The sequence below is a fragment of the Hymenobacter lutimineralis genome, from assembly GCF_008271285.1.
Taxonomy (GTDB): Bacteria; Bacteroidota; Bacteroidia; order Cytophagales; family Hymenobacteraceae; genus Hymenobacter; species Hymenobacter lutimineralis.
This window is the reverse complement of sequence record NZ_VTHL01000001.1, coordinates 1-17,321: the sequence shown is the minus strand read 5'-3', so window position 1 is coordinate 17,321 and position 17,321 is coordinate 1. Positions and strand designations below refer to the sequence as shown.

The following is a 17,321-nucleotide window of genomic DNA, read 5'->3' as shown; positions in this document are numbered from 1 at the left end:
CAAATTGCTAGATGCTTCGACTTCGCGGACGCTAGATAAAGCAGGACGCCGCTGCGCACCCCACAGCATGCCAGCAACGCTGGCATGCTCCTCTGCGTCTTTCCCTTGTTTTTAACCGGCTCTCTATGCACCGTTCGTTTTTACTTCTGCTCGGCCTGAGTTTCTCAGTACCCGCTTTCGCCCAAACCCAGCCCGCCACTACCCCCGACCCGCTGATCCGCCAGATGGTGGAAGAGGTATCGGAGAAAAATCTGCGCGAGGACATCGATAAGCTCGTGAGCTTTGGTACCCGGCACACGCTTTCCGATACGAAAAGCAAAAAACGCGGCATTGGGGCCGCCCGGCGCTGGGTGGAAGACGAGTTCCGGAAGTACAGCAAAGCCAGCGGGGGCCGCCTGAAAGTAACCCAGGATACCTTCACCATCAAGCCCGACGGCCGCCGCATCGACCGGCCGGTGCTCATGGCCAACGTAATGGCCACTCTGCCCGGCACCGACCCCACCGACAAGCGCGTATTTATTGTGAGCGGGCACATCGACTCGCGGGTGACGGACGTGATGAACGCCACCGCCGACGCGCCCGGGGCCAACGACGACGGTTCGGGTACGGTAGCCGTGATGGAGCTGGCCCGGGTGATGAGCAAGCAGCAGTTTCCGGCCACCATCATCTTCGTGGCCGTGCAGGGCGAAGAGCAGGGCCTCTACGGCTCCACCCACTTGGCCAAGCGCGCCAAGGCCGAGAACTGGCAACTGGTGGCCATGCTCAACAACGACATCATGGGCAACTCCCAGGGCCACGACCCGGACCTGAAGGACGACAAGCGCCTGCGCGTGTTCAGCGAGGGCGTGCCCGCCACCGAAACGCCCGACGAGGCCAAAGTGCGCCGCACCCTGTCCTCCGAGAATGACTCGCCCTCCCGCAACCTGGCCCGCTACACCCGCACGGCCTGCCAGCAGTATGTGCCCGGCCACGAGGTAGTGCTGGAATACCGCCCCGACCGGTTTCTGCGCGGCGGCGACCATACGCCCTTCAACCAGCAGGGCTTCACGGCGGTGCGCTTTTCCGAAATGAACGAGGACTTCCGCCACCAGCACCAGGACCTGCGCCAGGAAAACGGCACTGAGTACGGGGACTATGCCAAGTTTATGGACTTTGCCTACCTGCGTAAAAACACCGGCGTAAACCTGGCTACCCTGGCCTCCCTGGCCCTGGCCCCCGCCGCGCCCGAAAGTGTGGGCGTACTCACGGCTGAGCTTACCAACCGCACCCAGCTGCAGTGGCAGGCCCCCAAAACCGGCGAAAGACCAGCTGGCTATTACGTGCTCATGCGCGAAACCAGTGCCCCGGAGTGGCAGCAGAAGTTCTTCGTAACAGATACCAAAGCCGACCTGCCCCACAGCAAGGACAACTACATCTTTGGGGTAGTGGCTGTGGATGCCGAGGGCCACGAGAGCCTGCCGGTGCTGCCGAAGCCGGTGCGGTAGCACAGCGTTTGTCGCATCTGAAAATCAACCCTACCAAAATGGGTTACTCTCGCTAACCCTCAAGCTGCCTCAAAGCACAGCAAAGCCTGTTTCGCTAGTCGAAACAGGCTTTTTGCATTTGGGCGCATGCTCTGGCACGGGGCGTGCGCTGCTCCCGCGCATATCTTTTCACTTTTTGGCCTGGGGCCACCACGTTGATGATAACACTGTTTGTTTTGCTGGGAGTTGGGCTTGTGCTGCTGTGTATGGGCCTGTGCATTGCGCAGGAGTACGAGCGGGCCATTGTGTTTCGGCTGGGGCGCTACGTGGGGCGGCGCGGACCGGGACTGTACTGGATTATTCCGTTCATTGAGCGCCGCACTACGGTTGACATTCGCACCAAAACCGTGGACCTGGAACAACAGGAAACCATTACCAAGGACAGCGTAACCATCAAGGTAAATGCGGTGCTATGGTTCCGGGTTATTAACCCCGAGGATGCCATTATCAAAGTGGCCAACTTCAACCAGGCAGTGTATCAGCTGTCCGTTACGGCCCTGCGCAACATCATCGGGCAGCACCAGCTGGACGAGGTACTGAAGGAGCGGGAGCAAATAAACCGCACCCTGCAGCAACTCGTGGATGCCGCTACTGAGCCCTGGGGCGTGAAGATTGAAATGGTAGAAATCAAGGACGTGGAAATTCCGGAGTCCATGCAGCGTGCCATGGCCCGCGAGGCCGAGGCTATCCGCGAAAAGCGCGCCCGCATCATCAAGGCCGAAGCCGAGCTGGAAGCTTCCCTCAAGCTTACGCAGGGTGCCAAACAGATGGAAGAAAGTCCGATGGCTCTGGAGCTGCGCCGCATGCAGATGCTGTCCGAAATCGGTATTGACAATAACACGACCACCGTGGTGCTCATTCCCTCCGATTTCACCAACCTGGCCCGTAACCTCACGCAAGCAGCCACGCCCACAGCCGTAGGGTAAACGTTGCGCCAGACTACAACGCACATTTGGCCGGGGGCCCGAATGTGCGTTTCTTGTAGCTTCCTCCCCTATCCCCTATGAAGAACCTATGGCTGTGGCTACTGTTTGGCTTGCTCTTGGGCGGGGAGGCAACGGCGCAAACCCCTGAAAGCATCGATCCGGCCGCGCCGCCCGTGCAGGTCGTCATCGTGGGCACGGTGCACAAAGCCACCCGCCGCTTCACCCCTGATTCGGTGGCCCGCATTCTGCAGCGCGTGCAGCCCGACTTGCTACTGGTGGAGCTGGACAGCTCGTTTTTCACGGCGGACTTTGAGCTTCGGCGCCCTTCCCGCGAAAACGAAGCCCTGGGCGTGGCCCTATACCGCCAGCAGCACCCCGTGCCCATGCGTCCCTTCGACTACGAAGGCCGCAACGACTTTCACCGCCGGCACGGCCTGCTCACCAGACCCGGGGAAGTGCTGGCCCTCCTCGACGACCTCTACAAGCAGCGCCGCCTCACTCCGGCGCAGGGCACCATCCTTGACCGGTACTACCAGCTCACCGACTCGGCCAACCGCACCTCCACGCGCACACCCTACGCCATCAACCAGCCCGGTGTGTATGCGCTGGTGGCCCGGCGGCAGTACTGGCAGTACCAGCAGCTGAACGCCGTGGTGCAGGCCCGCCCCGAGCTAGCCGACTACCACGCCTTCTACCAGCTGAACGCCGACTTCTGGGACACGCGCAACCAAGCTATGGCGGCCCACATTCTTACCCATATCCGCCAGCGGCAGGCTCGTCGCATTGTGGTACTGGTAGGCCATTTTCACAAGTACTACCTACTGCGGGAGCTGGCGGCGCGCCAGCAGGCAGAGGGGTTTGAGCTGCGGGAATATTACCAGTACTAAAGCCTGTATCGGCTGGCTCCTTTGCTCTCAAATAAGGTAGAAGCCGGCAGTTGTCGGTGTTTTTCAATAGGTTTGCTGATGATTACGCGGTTTTGCCGCACCCAATGCGCATGAAAAAAGCTTGTCTTACCCTCACGCTGGCCCTGCTGGCTGCTGCCCCGGCCGCGCTGGCTCAAACGGAGCCGTACCGTGCCCCGGCGGGCTACTCCTTTCGCGATGCCGAAGACTACGCCAGCTACGCCCCGCAGGTAATTGAGGCGGCCAACTGGCTCGAAGTCACCCCACTCGACCAGCAGCCAGACACCCGCCGGGCCACCAACCAGTTTGTGCTGCAGTGGGTGAGCGGCTCGCCGGCCGTAAAGGTGAAGCTGCAAACCTTCGTGACGGAGCTGAGCCGCCAAGAGCCCAACTACATGATGCTGTTTCTGGCCGGCTGGGCGCGCTATCAGCTCCAGCACCCCGCCGAAAAAGACGCGCTAACCTTGAACATGGCCGGCCTGACGCCCGTGCTGAAAATGTACCAGGCTAACCCCGCCAAAAAGAACAAAGTCCTTGACGAGCTGCTGCAGGAACAGGCTAATGGCACCCTCCAAGCCTGGGTGCAGAAGCGTGTGCTGCCGTAAGTTGAGTGCGTAGAAAGGACTTACGCTATCTGGTAGAAATCGTAAACTGCCCGCAAAAAAGATTTTTTGGATTCTCACTTCCCGCCGTATACTTGCAGCCACAAGGGCAGCTAACGGCCCAACTCAGCACCTCTTATGTTCTCAGCTTTCACCTACCTTTCTTCTGCTACTTCGCTGGTTTCGGCGAAGCAGATGATGGTATGCGGCAAGCAGAACGGCGACCTGATGGTCAAGAAATCGAAGAAATGTCCCTCGACCCGACCGTCGCACTAGTTCGCCCTACCCGAATCTGAACCTCCAAGCGCCGGTCCTCCCCAAGGTCGGCGCTTTTTTCTTGTCTTTTCTTTCGCAACTCGTTTTCAGCCTTTTTTCTCATGAAAGTTCTCAAGTTTGGCGGCACGTCGGTAGGCACGGCCGAGCGCATGCGCACCGTAGCCGAGTTGATTCACGCCCCCGAGGAGCCCCGCATCGTGGTGCTGTCGGCTATGTCGGGCACCACCAATGCCCTGGTGACGGTGGCGCGCCTGCTCTACGACGGCGAAATCACGGCGGCTACGGCCCAGACCGAGATTCTGCGCCAGCACTACCTGATGACGGCCCGCGAGCTGCTGCCCCAGGCCGAAGTAGCCACGGCTGCCATTGGTCAGCTGGATGCCTGCTTCCGGGCCATCTTCGACCTGATGCGCAACCCCCTCACGCCGGTGGGCGAGCGGCTGATTCTGGCCCAGGGCGAGCTGCTGAGCACCCAGCTTTTCCACCGCTACGTGACGGATGTGCTGGGCCGCCCGGCCGTGCTGCTGCCCGCCCTCGACTTCATGCGCCTCGACAAGGACGAAGAGCCCGACGGCGCCTACATCGAGCAGCACCTGCAGGAGCAGCTGGCCCGGCACGAAGGCCAGACCCTGTTCATCACCCAGGGCTACATCTGCCGCAACGCCCAGGGTCTCATCGACAACCTCAAGCGCGGGGGCTCCGACTACTCGGCCTCGCTGATTGGGGCCGCGGCCCGGGTGGAGGAAATCCAGATCTGGACCGACATCGACGGGCTGCACAACAACGACCCGCGCGTGGTGGAAGACACCTACCCCATCCGGGAGCTGTCGTTTGATGAAGCGGCCGAGCTGGCCTACTTCGGGGCGAAAATCCTGCACCCCAGCTCGGTGCTGCCGGCCCGCCAGTACGGCATTCCGGTGCGCCTGCTCAACACCATGCAGCCTGAAGCGCCGGGCACGCTCATTTCCGCCCGCACCGGCGACGAAGCCATCAAGGCCGTGGCGGCCAAGGACGGGTTGGTGGCCATCAAGGTGCGCAGCAGCCGCATGCTGCTGGCCCACGGCTTCCTGCGCCGCCTGTTTGAGGTATTTGAGCGGTACCGCACGCCCATCGACATGATTACCACTTCGGAAGTGGCCGTGTCCCTCACCATCGACGACGCAACCCACCTGCCCGAAATTCTGGAGGAGCTGCGCGGCTTCGGCACGGTGGAAGTAGACGAGCAGCAAACCATTATTTGTCTGGTGGGCAACCTGATTCAGGAAAACCACGGCTCGGCCCGGCAGGTGTTCAACGCCCTGCAGAACATTCCGCTGCGCATGATCAGCTACGGCGGCTCACCCAACAACATCAGCGTGCTCATCAACACCGCCGACAAAACCCGGGCCCTCCGCTCCCTCAACGAAGGCCTGTTCCGCCGCAAAGCCGAAGCAGTGTAGCGCTTAGCTGCTGCGGCTTCTCTCTTTTCTTCGCTTCGCACTCTCTGCTACATGTCGTTTCGTTTACCGGCGGATCTGCTGGACCGCCCTACGCCCTTTTACTTCTACGATCTGGCGCTGCTGGACCGCACGCTCACGGCTTTGCAGCAAGCAGCCCGGCCCCGCGGCTTCCAAGTGCATTATGCCCTGAAAGCCAATGCCAACGCCCCCATCCTGGACCTTATTCGCCAGCACGGCCTGGGCGCCGACTGCGTGAGCGGGGGTGAAGTGCAGCGTGCCCTCGACGCCGGCTTCGCCCCCGACCACGTGGTGTTTGCCGGTGTAGGCAAGAGCGATGCGGAAATCAACCTGGCGCTGGCGGCCGATATCTGGTGCTTTAACGCCGAGTCGGTGGAGGAGCTGACGGTGCTGAACGAGCTGGCCGGGGCCCAGAACCGCCGCACCCGCGTGGCGTTGCGCGTGAACCCCAACGTGGACGCCTACACGCACCCCCACATCACCACCGGCCTCGACGCCAACAAGTTCGGCATCAGCCTCTCGGATCTGGGTGGCGTGATTGAGCAGCTGGAAAACCTACCGAACCTGGAGCTGGTGGGCCTGCACACGCACGTGGGCTCCCAGATTACCAACCTCACGGTGTTTGAGAAGCTCAGCCAAAAGCTCAACGAGCTGCAGACCTGGTTGGAAGACCGGGGCCACCACCTGCCCCACCTGAACCTGGGCGGGGGCCTGGGCATCGACTACCACCAGCCCGACCAGCACTCAGTGCCAGACTTCGAGCAGTACTTCCGCACGTTTGAGCAGCACCTGCAGCGCCGCCCGAACCAACAGGTACACGTGGAGCTGGGCCGCTCCATCGTGGCCCAATGTGGTTCCTTGGTAAGCCGGGTGCTGTACGTGAAGCACAGCCAGCAGCGCCGCTTCGCCATCCTCGACGCGGGCATGACGGAGCTGATTCGCCCGGCTCTCTACGGCTCCTACCACGCCATCCAGAACCTCACCAGCCAGCTCCCGGCCCAGGACTACGACGTAGTAGGCCCCATCTGCGAGTCATCAGACACCTTTGGGCGCCAGGTGCTGCTGCCCGAAACCCGCCGCGGCGACCTGCTCGCCATCCGCTCGGCCGGGGCCTACGGGGAGGTCATGTCGTCGGGCTACAACCTGCGGGAAAAGGCTGGGGCGGAGTATCGGTAAATGCTTGAACACCCGAAACGCATGTCATCCTGAGCGCAGCGAAGGACCTTATGAGGTTAGAACGAAATCGGTAACAACGACTCGTGCAGACCTCATAAGGTCCTTCGCTCTGCTCAGGATGACACGCGTTTTTTTACTCACTCACCACCACACCGTCCACTTCCCCAGCTTCTGCTGCTGGCGGAAGTAGCGCAGCATCCAGCGCCGTTCCGGGCGCATCTCGCCTTTCACCAGCAGCACGGGGCGCTGCACCAGCAGGCTGCCGAGGTAGGGCTCCTGCTGGGGGTTTTGCAGGTTGATGAGTTGACGCTGCCAGGTGTCGTTGGCCTCAAACTGGGTTTCCCGGCTTAGGCTCTGGTTGCCGTCGTAGAGCGACACGGGTACGTGGCCCAGCTCGAAGGCCAGGGATGGCAGCAGCTCGTTGTACACCAGAATCTGGCGGTTGGTGAGTTGGTTTTCCTGCAGGAACTCCGCCAGGGGTCGGCTGCCGTTGAAGGTCAATTCATTCTGGTGCAATAGGGGTTTGGCCGCAACCAGCAGCGCCACCGTGAACAGGCCCGCTCCTACCAGCAGGCGCGGGGCCACCCGTATTTCGTCCCAGAACATCAGCAGCAAAACCAGCAGGGCAATGCCCGCTGCGGCGGCCCCGGCCGTAAGCGGCCCGGCTTCCAGTGGTACCCAGCCCACGGCGCTCAGCACCGGCACTAGGCACAGCGCCGCCAGCAGCAGCCCCCAAAACGCCAGAAACCCCACGTACCAGCGGTGCAGCGCCCCATCCGTCAGGCGGCCCAGGTAGTAGACCGTGAGCAGGGCCACGCCCGGAAACACCGGCAGCACGTACAGCAGCAGCTTGGACTTGGAGATGGAGAAGAACACCAACGGCAGCACCACCCAGAACAGCAGCACGTTGCGCCACGGCTGCGGCACCTCGGCCCAGCGCGTGCGCACGGCCTGCGTCATCAAGGCCACCGACCACGGCAGACTGGTGGCCGGGGCCAGTACCAGGTAAAACCACCAGGGCTTGGCCCGGTTGAACGTAGCCGCGTTGGCAAACCGCTCCACGGTGTGCTCAAACAGGAAATAGCGCAGAAAAGCGGGGTTTTCGGCCATCAGGTACAGATACCAGCTCAGCCCCACCAGCAAAAACAGCCCGATGCCCACGGCATGATGCCAGGTAAACGGCCGCCGCGCCTGTCCCTGCCGGAAGTAAAACCCGACGACTGCCATCAGCGGCAGCACGAAGCCCACGGGACCTTTCGTCAGGAAAGCCAGCCCCAGCCCCAGCCAGAATAAATACAGCCACCGCGCCCCGCCCCCGTGGTAGTAGCGCAGGATGCCGTAGGCGGCCGCCAGCTCCAGCGTGGCCAGGTAAGCGTCCGTCGTCACGTTGAGGGCCGAAATGAGCACCACGGGCAGGGTGCCGTATACCACGGCCGCGGCCAGGGCGCGGGCCCGGTCCTGGGCAAAAAAGAGCAGGCCGAGTCCGTACACCAGCAGCACCTGCAGCAGCACGGCCAGCACCGGCAGCACCCGCACGCCCAAAGCTGTTTCGCCAAACAAACCCAGCCCGGCCGCAGTGAGCCAGTACGTGAGCGGGGGCTTATGAAAGTGCTGAATGCCCAGCAGGCGTGGGTGCAGCCAGTCCTGCCCTGTCAGCATTTCCCGCCCGATTTCGGCGTAGCGCGCCTCCGAGCTTTCCAGCGGCCCCCAGGCGCCCAGCCCCAGCAGGAACGCCAGCCCCAGGGCAGCTAAAAACAACCAGAGCCAGGTGCGCGACGTGATGGGCAAGGGCATAGCGGCAATGCAGAAGCAAAAAGAAGTGTAAAATCAGGCCACGAAGGTAGCGTCTGGCTGGTTGCCATGCAGCCTCCCTCATGCACTCAGCCCTTCCGCTGACTATGCCCTTTCCCCGGCCAGCTGCTCTGTGGCCCCGCCCCCGCCCTTGGCTTCTTCCCTCTCCTCAAGTACTACTTTTCCGGGAAGTCGCCTCACCATTTCTTCGCTGTAGGTTCGTTGTTTGTTCGATGTAGGTTCGTAGTAGCTTCGTATAGCCGGGCAAGCAGGCCGCTGCTGGGTTGATTGAACAAAAGCAAGAAGCCGGCTCCAACTCGCCTACGCAACCGGCCCACTTTTCTGCCTGCTAAGCTGCCTTGGCCTGCGTAACTTGCGCGGCCTTCTCCGTTGCATGAACGACCCCGAAATCCGTGTGCTATTGTACCCGCTGCTGCAGGGCGGCCTGTACGTAGATGAGCTGCCCACCGGCACCACCCGCGCCGATGTGGTGCACATCACGGAGCATTTCATGCACGGCTACGAGCTAAAAGGCGACGCCGACACCCTGCAACGCGTGGCCAAGCAGCTGCCCTGCTACGCCAAGGCCTACGATTTCGTCACCTTCGTGGTCACCGAAAAGCACGTACCCAAGCTGCGGCCCTTGCTGCCGGAGTGGGTGGGCATTCAGGTTGCCACGGCCGAGGGCTTGCGCACGGAACGCCCGGCCTTGTACAATGCCACCGTGGAGCGGCCGGCCGTAGCGGCCCTGCTGCGTCACAGCGAGGTGCAGCAGTACCTGCTGGCGCGGGGGCTACCCGGCGTGAGCACCCTGCGCCGCCGCGAAGTGCTTAGCTTCCTGCGCACCACCCGCCTCGTTTCCCTCGCCGACCTGGCCCAGCATGTGCGCGAGCGGCTGATGGGCCGCATGGACGAGCGGCTGGCCGTGCGGGCCGAGCGCAAAGCCGAGCGGGAACGAATAGCCAGCCGCCGCCGTCGCAAGCCAAAGAAGTAAGGGAGCCGTTGTCTGCTCTATGTCCTCTTCTGTCATCCTGAGCGGAGCGAAGGACCTTATCCCGCTAGAACAAGTCGTTCACACGGGATAAGGTCCTTCGCTCCGCTCAGGATGACACTGCCTTAAGTATATGCTATCCTCACCCTACAGCGTCTTCGTGAAGCCTACTTTGATTTTGAGCTGGAAGTCGCTAATGACCTTGAAGATTTCCTTGAGCGTGACTTGCTCTACCTGAGTCAGCACACTGGGGTCGAGGTAATTGGTGGGGGCGGTGCGGTCGTCCATGAGTTGCTTGGCCTGCTTTTTCAGGCGCATAGCCATCAGGTAGTAGTAGGCCTGCAGCAGCTCCTGGTATTCCTTCTCGCTGAACACGCCCTGCTGGCGCAGCAGCGTAAGCCGCTCGCCGGTGTTGGTGCCGGCCACCTGGTGACGCAGGGCATACACCCGCACCAGGTCCACGATGGGCGTCATCGTCTTCTTGAGGTCGAATACCTGCTGGGTGCCCTGGGCGAAGGTGCGGAAGTTGCGAAAGAAGGTAAGCGGGGGCTCGTACTGCAGGGCATTTTTGGCCATGAAGTAGAAAAACCGGTCCTGAGGGCCGCGCAGCTCCGCGTGCAGAAACGCTTGCAGCTCCTGCATAATGGCCTCCTCGCCGTAGAGGTAGCGGCAGTCGAAGAAAGTGGAGAACTGCATCACCGTCTCGGGGTTCGACTCGGTCATCCACTGCTGGTAGTTGCGCTTCCAGTGCGAGAGGGAGTGCGTCCACTTGGGGTTTTTGGCCATGAAGCCGCCCGTGCAGAAGTGCAGCCCGATGTGGTTGAGCTGGTCGGAAACGGCGGTGGCGAAACGCAGAAAGTAGGCGCGCACCAGTTCCCGCTGCTCGTTGGCCTTGTCTTCGTAGATGATGGCGTTGTCTTGGTCCGTGAGTAGGGTTTGCTCCTTGCGCCCTTCGCTGCCCAGCACCATAAACACGAACTTGGCCGGGGCCGGACCATGCTCGGCCAGCACGCCCTCAATCACCTTCACGGCAATGGTATCGGCCACGGTGGTGATGACCTGGTTCACAATTTCGGCCTTCACGCCCCGGCTCAGCAGCTGGTTCACGATGTCGGGCACCATCTCCCAGCGGCGCTTCAGCTCCCGGTTGCTTTCGGCCAGCTTCACGGCCTGAATAAACATAAACGGCGACTGGGCCAGATCCGAAAGGAGCTTGTTGCGGCTCAGGAAGCCCAGCACCTCCTCGCCCCGCTTCACCAGTAGGTAGCGGGTTTTGGTCTGGAACATCAGCAGGATGGCCTCATACACGTAGGCCTCGGCGCGGATGGATACCAGCGGCGTGGCCATAATATCGGCTACGGGCTGGCTAGCCGACAGCTGACGGGCTACTACCTGGTCGCGCAGGGTCATGTCGGTCACGTAGCCCTGCACGGAGTCGGCTTCATCGGTCACAAACAGGCAGCTCACGCGGCCGGCCTTCATGCGCTGGGCGGCCTCGAAGATGGGCGTGTTGGCGGGGCAGGCCACAATGGCGCGGGTTTCCAACGTTTCGATGCGGCGGGAAAACAGCTGGTCGGCGGCAATGAAGTTTTCCTCGGGTGCGGGCGCAGGCTTCACGAAGTGGGCGTACTCGTCGTTGAGCATCCGCTCCCCGTAGCGTGCCGTGAAGAAGTGAAAGAACTCCTGGTAGGCCAGGCACAGCCCCCGGAAGTCGCGGCGGGGCAAAGCCAACACGCGGGTGCCTTTGCGCGCCACCACCGTGCGGATGGAGCGTTTTTTATTCAGCAGAATAGACATGCCCCCGTAGCAGGTGCCCGGCCCGTATTCTTCGGGCAGGCGGTGGTTTTGCTCACTGTCGTAGAAAAACGTGTCGTAAGCACCCTCCACAATGATGTCCAGCCCCCGCAGCTTCGACACATCCTGCTGATAAATCAGGGCTTCCTTGGTGTGCGTCACTTCCTGCAGCAGCCCCACCACCCCGCTCAGCACATCTTCGGGCAGCAAGCTGAACGGCGCCACAGTTTTCAGAAAGGCAAGGCGGTTTTCCATGGGACAATTGTCAGTTGATAGTTGTCGGTTGTCAGAGGATCTGGACAGCTACTACATAGGCGTCATGCTGAGCGAAGTCGAAGTATCTCTCCCGAAATGGTAACTACTGAAGCCAGCACAACGGAGCGGGAGAGATGCTTCGACAAGCTCAGCATGACAATACTCAAAAACACTACAAACCAGCCACTACCCTACGCAAACCAAAACGCGGCCTGCTGCAGGAAGCGGCGCAGCCAGGGCGTGGGTTCTTCGGGGATTTCCAGGCGGGGGGCCCGCGCTACCATATCGTCGGTGAGCAGGCCACGCTGGCGCAGGGCGAAAAAGCAGCGGGCCGTGGCATCGGCATCAGCCCAGGCATCGTGGGCACTTTCCAGGGGCTCCCCGAACAGGCGTTGGTACAGGTCGCCGAGGCGGCGGTTGGCCAGCGCGGTAGCCTCCGGGCTGTCGTTGGCGGCTAGCTGCATGGTGCAGAACGTGGGCAGTTCGCGGAGGGGGTTAGGCAAACCCGCCCGGTGAAACTCAACGCCCAGCATATGAAAGTCGAGGCGGATGTAGTGACCCACCACCAGGGGCTGGTAGGTGCGCAGGTCGCGCAGCAGCTCCTCCAGCACCGGGCGCGGCGCGTGTCCCTCAGCCGCCAGAAACGCCGGACTTAGCCCGTGAATAGCCTCCGACGACGCCTGCATGCTGCCCCTCGGAATCTGCAGGTAGTAGTTGGCCGATTTCACTAACTCCCCTCCCCTGGTATATACCGCCCAGGCTACCTGCGCTACGTGTGGCCAGTTGCGGCCGGCTGCCGCGTAGGGCCGCGTCCAGCGACGCGGCAGCCCCGTGGTTTCGGTATCAACAAACAAGAGGTAGTCTCGCACAGCGCAGAAGCCTGAGGCAGGGGTTACTTGGAATTAGCGCCGTGCAACGACGATTCGCGCACGAACAGTTCCGGCTGCAGCACCACCTGCCGCTGGGTGTAGGCCCCGCCCGCCGAGTCTATCAGCTCCAGAAACAAGCGCACGGTGGCCTGGCCCATTTCCTCGCAGCGCTGATCTACGGACGTAAGCATGGGCTCGGTGATGGACGTGAAGGCCTCGTTGCTGAAGCCAGCCAGGGCAATATCCTGGGGCACGCGCAGCCCCTGGCGCTTTACTTCCTGCAAGGCCCCCAGCACCGAGGAGTCACCAGCCGAGAAGACGGCGTCGGGCGGGTTGGGCAAAGCCAGCAGGCGGCGCATGGCGTCAGCGCCTTCCTCCATGGTCATGTCCGAGTACACAATTAGCTCCTCGTCCTGGGGCAGGCCGGCATCGTGCAGGGCATCGAGGTAGCCTTGCCGACGATTGCGGTAGATGTTGAGGTGCTGCAGGCCGGCGAAGTGGGCAATGCGTCGGCAGCCCTGGTCAATCAGGTGCTTGGTAGATTGGTAGCCGCCTTTCCAGTCGTTGAGCACCACGGAGTTCACGGCGTCATTGTCCATGGTCCGGTCGAAAAACACCAGCGGAATACCGCGCTTGCGCACTTTCTCGAAGTGGCGGAAGTCGTTGGTGGTGCGGGCTACCGACACCAGAATACCAGCTACCTGGGCGCTGAGCAGGGTTTCGATGTTCTTCCGCTCATGGGCCGCGTCCTCGTTCGATTGGCAGATGATGACGCTGAAGCCGGCCTTGCTGGCCGCACTTTCAATGCCGTGCACCACCGACGGGAAGAACCGTCCTTCTATATAAGGCACTATCACGCCCAGCAACTTGCTTTTGCCTTTGCGCAGGGCAGCCGCCAGGTGATTGGGCTGGTAGTTGAGCTTTTTGGCCAGCTTCTGCACCTTTTGCTTGGTGGCCGGCCCGATGCTGTGGTGGTCGGACAGTGCGCGCGAAATGGTGGTCATGGACACGCCCAGCTCCCGGGCCAGGTCGGCCATGGAAACGGGGGTGGTAGGCGGCGGGAGTTGCTCCTGTTTAGCGCGTGGGGCCATAAAACAAAGGATGCGTGCGGTAAGGCAGAAGTGAAAAGAGTCCTCGGAGAGGGAATGTTAGCGCGGCTGATAACCGGCCGTAGGAAAGGCAGAGAAGTTATGCCGACACGGAAAGATAGCCGGCAAAGATACATTTCCCGGCAACGTGTGTGCGGATGGCTCCAACCAGGACATGTCAGAAAAAATGAGGGCTGCTCGTGCTTGGTGTGGTGAATTTAGGTAACTAGCAAGACTTACACAATCGTTTATGTAATTCCCGCACATTTTCATGCAAAAACTCCTGCTTTCTTTCTTGCTGCTCCTGAGTAGCGCCGCCGCGTGGGCCCAAACCCCGCCCCGCATTCCGGCCCACGACCCGGTGATGATCCGGCAAGACAACCGCTACTATCTGTTCTGCACCGGCCGGGGCATTGCGGTGTGGTCGTCCAGTGATATGAAAAGCTGGCAGCCCGAGCCGGCCGTGTTTGCCGAGGCGCCGGCCTGGGCCACAGCGGCCGTGCCCGGCTTCCGCGGCAACCACATCTGGGCCCCTGATATTTCCTTCCACAACGGCCAGTACAGCCTGTTTTACTCGATTTCAGCCTTCGGTAAGAACACCTCCTGCATCGGGCTGGCGACGAATACCACCCTCAACCCTAAGGACCCGAAGTACAAGTGGGTAGACCACGGGCGCGTGCTGCAGTCGGTGCCGGGGCGGGATATGTGGAACGCCATCGACCCCAACTTGATCCGTGACGCGGCCGGTACTCCCTGGCTCACGTTTGGCTCTTTCTGGAACGGCATCAAGCTGGTAAAGCTCCGTCCCGATCTGACGGCCCCCGCCCAGCCCGAGCAGTGGCAGACGCTGGCCAGCCGCCCCCGTTCCGCCCAGCTCGCCGACTCCCTGCCCGGTGACGGTGCCATTGAAGCCCCGTTCATCTTCCAGAAAAACGGCTTTTACTACCTGTTTACCTCGTTCGACTACTGCTGCCGCGGCGTAGAGAGTACCTACAAAATCATGGTGGGCCGCTCCAAAACCCTGACCGGCCCTTACCTCGACCGCGCCAACGTGCCTCTCACCCAGGGCGGTGGCACCCTGGTGCTGGCCGGCGACCAGAACTGGTTTGGCCTGGGCCACAACGCCGTCGTAACCTTCGATAAGGCCGATTACTTGGTGTTTCACGCCTACGATGCCGCCGACCAGGGCCACCCCAAGCTGCGCGTGGAAAAGCTGGGTTGGGACACCGCCGGCTGGCCCGTGGTGAAGCCGTAAAAGGTAGCTTTTGTAGATTTTCATACACAATCGATTGTGTATAGGAGTAAAGTTCTTACTTTGCTGACCCGTGTGTTGCTCCCCAGGCATTCGGCTTCCTCCTGTATTCGTCAACTCTTGATTAGCCCTATGGCCGCTCCCACTCTCTCGCTCGACGAGCTTAGCGTCACTACCCTCCGTTTGCTGTCCGTGGATGCGGTGCAGCAGGCCAACTCCGGCCACCCCGGCCTGCCGCTGGGCGCGGCGCCCATGGCCTACGTGCTGTTTTCGCGCTTTCTGCGCTTCAACCCGCAGGACCCGAAGTGGCCTAACCGGGACCGGTTCGTGCTATCTGCGGGGCATGGCTCAGCCTTGCTCTACAGCCTGCTGCACTTGTATGGCTACGATCTGAGCCTCGACGACGTGAAGGCCTTCCGGCAGCTGCACTCGCGCACGCCCGGCCACCCCGAGTCGAACATGACGCCGGGCGTGGAAGTAACCACGGGGCCGCTGGGGCAGGGTTTCGCCAACGGCGTGGGCATGGCCATGGCTGAGGCGTTTCTGGGCGCTACCTACAACAAGCCGGAGCACGAAGTCGTGGACCACTACACCTACGCTATTGTCAGCGACGGGGACCTAATGGAGGGCATTGCGGCCGAAGCGGCTTCCCTGGCCGGTCACCTTAAGCTGGGCAAGCTCATCTACCTCTACGACGACAACGACATCTGCCTCGACGGGCCCACCAACCTGTCCTACACCGAGGATGCCCTGGCCCGCTTCGAGGCCTACGGCTGGCACACCTCCCGCGTGGCCGACGGCAACGACCTCGACGCCATTGAGGCCGCCATCCGGGCGGCCCAGCAGGAAACCGACCGGCCTTCGCTGATTTCCATTAAAACCATCATCGGCTACGGCAGCCCCGGTGAGGGCACCAGCAAAGTACACGGCAGCCCGCTGGGCGCCGACAATCTGCGCAAAGCCAAGGCGTTTTTCGGCTGGGACCCGGCGCAGTCGTTCGTGGTGCCCGAGGACGTGCGCCAGCACATGCTGGAGCCCGGCCAGCGCGGTGCTGAGCTGCAGCAAGCCTGGAACGAGTCGTTTGCCCGCTACCAGCAGGAGTTTGCGGCTGAAGCGGCGCAGTTCCAGACCTCCTTTGCGGGTGAGTTGCCCGCGGGCTGGGATGCGGAGCTGCCGGTTTTCACGGCGGCCGATGGAGCCCTGGCTACGCGCCAGGCATCGGGCAAAGCCCTGAACGCGCTGAAAAAGACGGTTCCCTATCTGTTTGGCGGCTCGGCTGACTTGGCCAGTTCCAACGAAATGCCCACCAGCAGCGACATCAGCTTCCAGCCCGGGCAGTACCACTACAACAACGTGTGGTTTGGGGTGCGCGAACACGCCATGGGCGCGGCCCTGAACGGTATGTCGCACCACGGTGGGGTGCGCGTGTACGGCGGCACCTTCCTCACCTTCTCCGACTACATGCGCGGCGCCATTCGCCTCACGGCCCTGGCCGAATCGGCCGTGACGTTCGTGTTTACTCACGACAGCATCGGGCTGGGCGAGGATGGTCCCACGCACCAGCCGGTAGAGCACGTGGCGGCTTTGCGCACCATTCCCAACATCATTGTGCTGCGCCCCGGCGACGCCAACGAGACCGTGGAAGCTTGGCGCGTGGCCATGACCAAGCCCAAGTCGCCGGTGGTGCTGATTTTGTCGCGCCAGAAGCTGCCGGTGCTCGACCAGAGTCAGTATGGCTCGGCCCGCGAAGGCGTAGCGAAGGGTGCGTACATTCTGAAGGAAGCCGAATCGGGTCAGCCCGAGCTGATTTTGCTGGCTACCGGCTCGGAAGTGTCCTTGGCCCTGGAAGCGCAGAAAGCCTTGGAAGCGGAAGGCCACGCCACCCGCGTGGTGAGCATGCCCAGCTGGGAGCTGTTTGAGCAACAAGATAAAGCCTACCAGCGCCAGGTGCTGCCGCCCTCGGTGCGCAAGCGGGTTTCCATCGAAGCCGGCTCGCCTATGGGCTGGCACAAGTACGTCACCGACGAGGGTACCGTCATTGGTATCAACCGCTTCGGCGAGTCGGGGCCGGGCGAGGTGCTGATGGAGCTGTTTGGCTTTTCGGTGGAGAACGTGGTAGCCAAAGCCAAAGGCCTGCTGCAAGACGAGCCTGCCGAAATCGAGCCCAAGGAAGTGCTTTCCTAAGCTGTAAGAACAGTGTCATGCTGAGCGGAGTCGAAGCATCTCTACCGCGTTGTCTGAATAGCATTGCAACGAAGCGGTACAGATGCTTCGGCTCCGCTCAGCATGACAATACTAGGGAGTGTGGACAGTGGTCGTAGCTTAGCGGCATGCTACGCCGCCATGAATTAAGCGAACGGGAATGGAAATTGGTCGAACCGCACACTTTGGGTCGTCCGGGTACGGGTGGGGGCAC

At 61.8% G+C, this 17,321-nt stretch carries 14 protein-coding genes; 10 read left to right on the top strand and 4 right to left on the bottom strand.

Annotated features, from left to right (window positions below; all coding sequences use genetic code 11):
• The first annotated feature begins 125 nt into the window (after positions 1 to 125).
• The 7 genes from FY528_RS00065 to lysA all read left to right on the top strand — a co-directional run bounded on the left by FY528_RS00065 (position 126) and on the right by lysA (position 6,865).
• A complete protein-coding gene (locus FY528_RS00065; protein WP_149068950.1) occupies positions 126 to 1,484 on the top strand; it encodes a M28 family metallopeptidase in 1,359 nt (452 codons plus the stop codon).
• Between the two features lie 197 nt (positions 1,485 to 1,681).
• Positions 1,682 to 2,449: a slipin family protein gene (locus FY528_RS00060; RefSeq protein ID WP_149068949.1), complete on the top strand. Its 768-nt coding sequence runs from the start codon at positions 1,682 to 1,684 to the stop codon at positions 2,447 to 2,449.
• 77 nt (positions 2,450 to 2,526) lie between these two features.
• On the top strand, positions 2,527 to 3,336 hold the full coding sequence (locus FY528_RS00055; protein ID WP_149068948.1) for a hypothetical protein: 810 nt from the start codon (positions 2,527 to 2,529) through the stop codon (positions 3,334 to 3,336).
• A gap of 110 nt (positions 3,337 to 3,446) precedes the next feature.
• Positions 3,447 to 3,959, top strand: a complete 513-nt coding sequence (locus FY528_RS00050; protein ID WP_149068947.1) for a hypothetical protein — start codon at positions 3,447 to 3,449, stop codon at positions 3,957 to 3,959.
• A gap of 135 nt (positions 3,960 to 4,094) precedes the next feature.
• Complete coding sequence (locus FY528_RS21135; RefSeq protein ID WP_187631925.1) at positions 4,095 to 4,232, top strand: hypothetical protein; 138 nt, start codon at positions 4,095 to 4,097, stop codon at positions 4,230 to 4,232.
• 101 nt (positions 4,233 to 4,333) lie between these two features.
• Entirely contained in the window at positions 4,334 to 5,671 is a 1,338-nt protein-coding gene (locus FY528_RS00045; RefSeq protein ID WP_149068946.1) for an aspartate kinase, read from the top strand.
• A gap of 51 nt (positions 5,672 to 5,722) precedes the next feature.
• Positions 5,723 to 6,865 (top strand): diaminopimelate decarboxylase, encoded by a 1,143-nt coding sequence (gene lysA / locus FY528_RS00040; RefSeq protein WP_149068945.1) that lies wholly within the window; start codon positions 5,723 to 5,725, stop codon positions 6,863 to 6,865.
• Between the two features lie 141 nt (positions 6,866 to 7,006).
• Here the strand turns inward: lysA and FY528_RS00035 are convergent, their stop codons facing one another.
• Positions 7,007 to 8,659 carry an ArnT family glycosyltransferase gene (locus tag FY528_RS00035; protein ID WP_149068944.1) on the bottom strand — a complete coding sequence of 551 codons (1,653 nt, stop codon included), beginning with the start codon at positions 8,657 to 8,659 and terminating at the stop codon, positions 7,007 to 7,009.
• 391 nt (positions 8,660 to 9,050) lie between these two features.
• Here FY528_RS00035 and FY528_RS00030 point away from each other — a divergent pair, with 391 nt between their 5' ends.
• Positions 9,051 to 9,650 (top strand): sce7726 family protein, encoded by a 600-nt coding sequence (locus FY528_RS00030; protein WP_149068943.1) that lies wholly within the window; start codon positions 9,051 to 9,053, stop codon positions 9,648 to 9,650.
• Positions 9,651 to 9,794: 144 nt separating this feature from the next.
• On the opposite strand, the gene FY528_RS00025 is transcribed toward FY528_RS00030, so the two are convergent.
• The 3 genes from FY528_RS00025 to FY528_RS00015 form a co-directional block, all read right to left on the bottom strand.
• Positions 9,795 to 11,696 (bottom strand): DUF294 nucleotidyltransferase-like domain-containing protein, encoded by a 1,902-nt coding sequence (locus tag FY528_RS00025; RefSeq protein WP_149068942.1) that lies wholly within the window; start codon positions 11,694 to 11,696, stop codon positions 9,795 to 9,797.
• A 191-nt stretch (positions 11,697 to 11,887) separates the two neighbouring features.
• Positions 11,888 to 12,550, bottom strand: a complete 663-nt coding sequence (locus FY528_RS00020; RefSeq protein ID WP_187631924.1) for a 3'-5' exonuclease — start codon at positions 12,548 to 12,550, stop codon at positions 11,888 to 11,890.
• Positions 12,551 to 12,588: 38 nt separating this feature from the next.
• Positions 12,589 to 13,656 (bottom strand): LacI family DNA-binding transcriptional regulator, encoded by a 1,068-nt coding sequence (locus FY528_RS00015; protein ID WP_149068940.1) that lies wholly within the window; start codon positions 13,654 to 13,656, stop codon positions 12,589 to 12,591.
• Between the two features lie 268 nt (positions 13,657 to 13,924).
• On the opposite strand from FY528_RS00015, the gene FY528_RS00010 reads away from it, so the two are divergent.
• Both FY528_RS00010 and tkt read left to right on the top strand, forming a co-directional pair.
• Positions 13,925 to 14,908 (top strand): arabinan endo-1,5-alpha-L-arabinosidase, encoded by a 984-nt coding sequence (locus tag FY528_RS00010; protein ID WP_149068939.1) that lies wholly within the window; start codon positions 13,925 to 13,927, stop codon positions 14,906 to 14,908.
• A 129-nt stretch (positions 14,909 to 15,037) separates the two neighbouring features.
• Positions 15,038 to 17,089, top strand: coding sequence for a transketolase (tkt, locus tag FY528_RS00005; RefSeq protein ID WP_149068938.1), 2,052 nt, complete (start codon positions 15,038 to 15,040; stop codon positions 17,087 to 17,089).
• Positions 17,090 to 17,321: the final 232 nt, after the last annotated feature.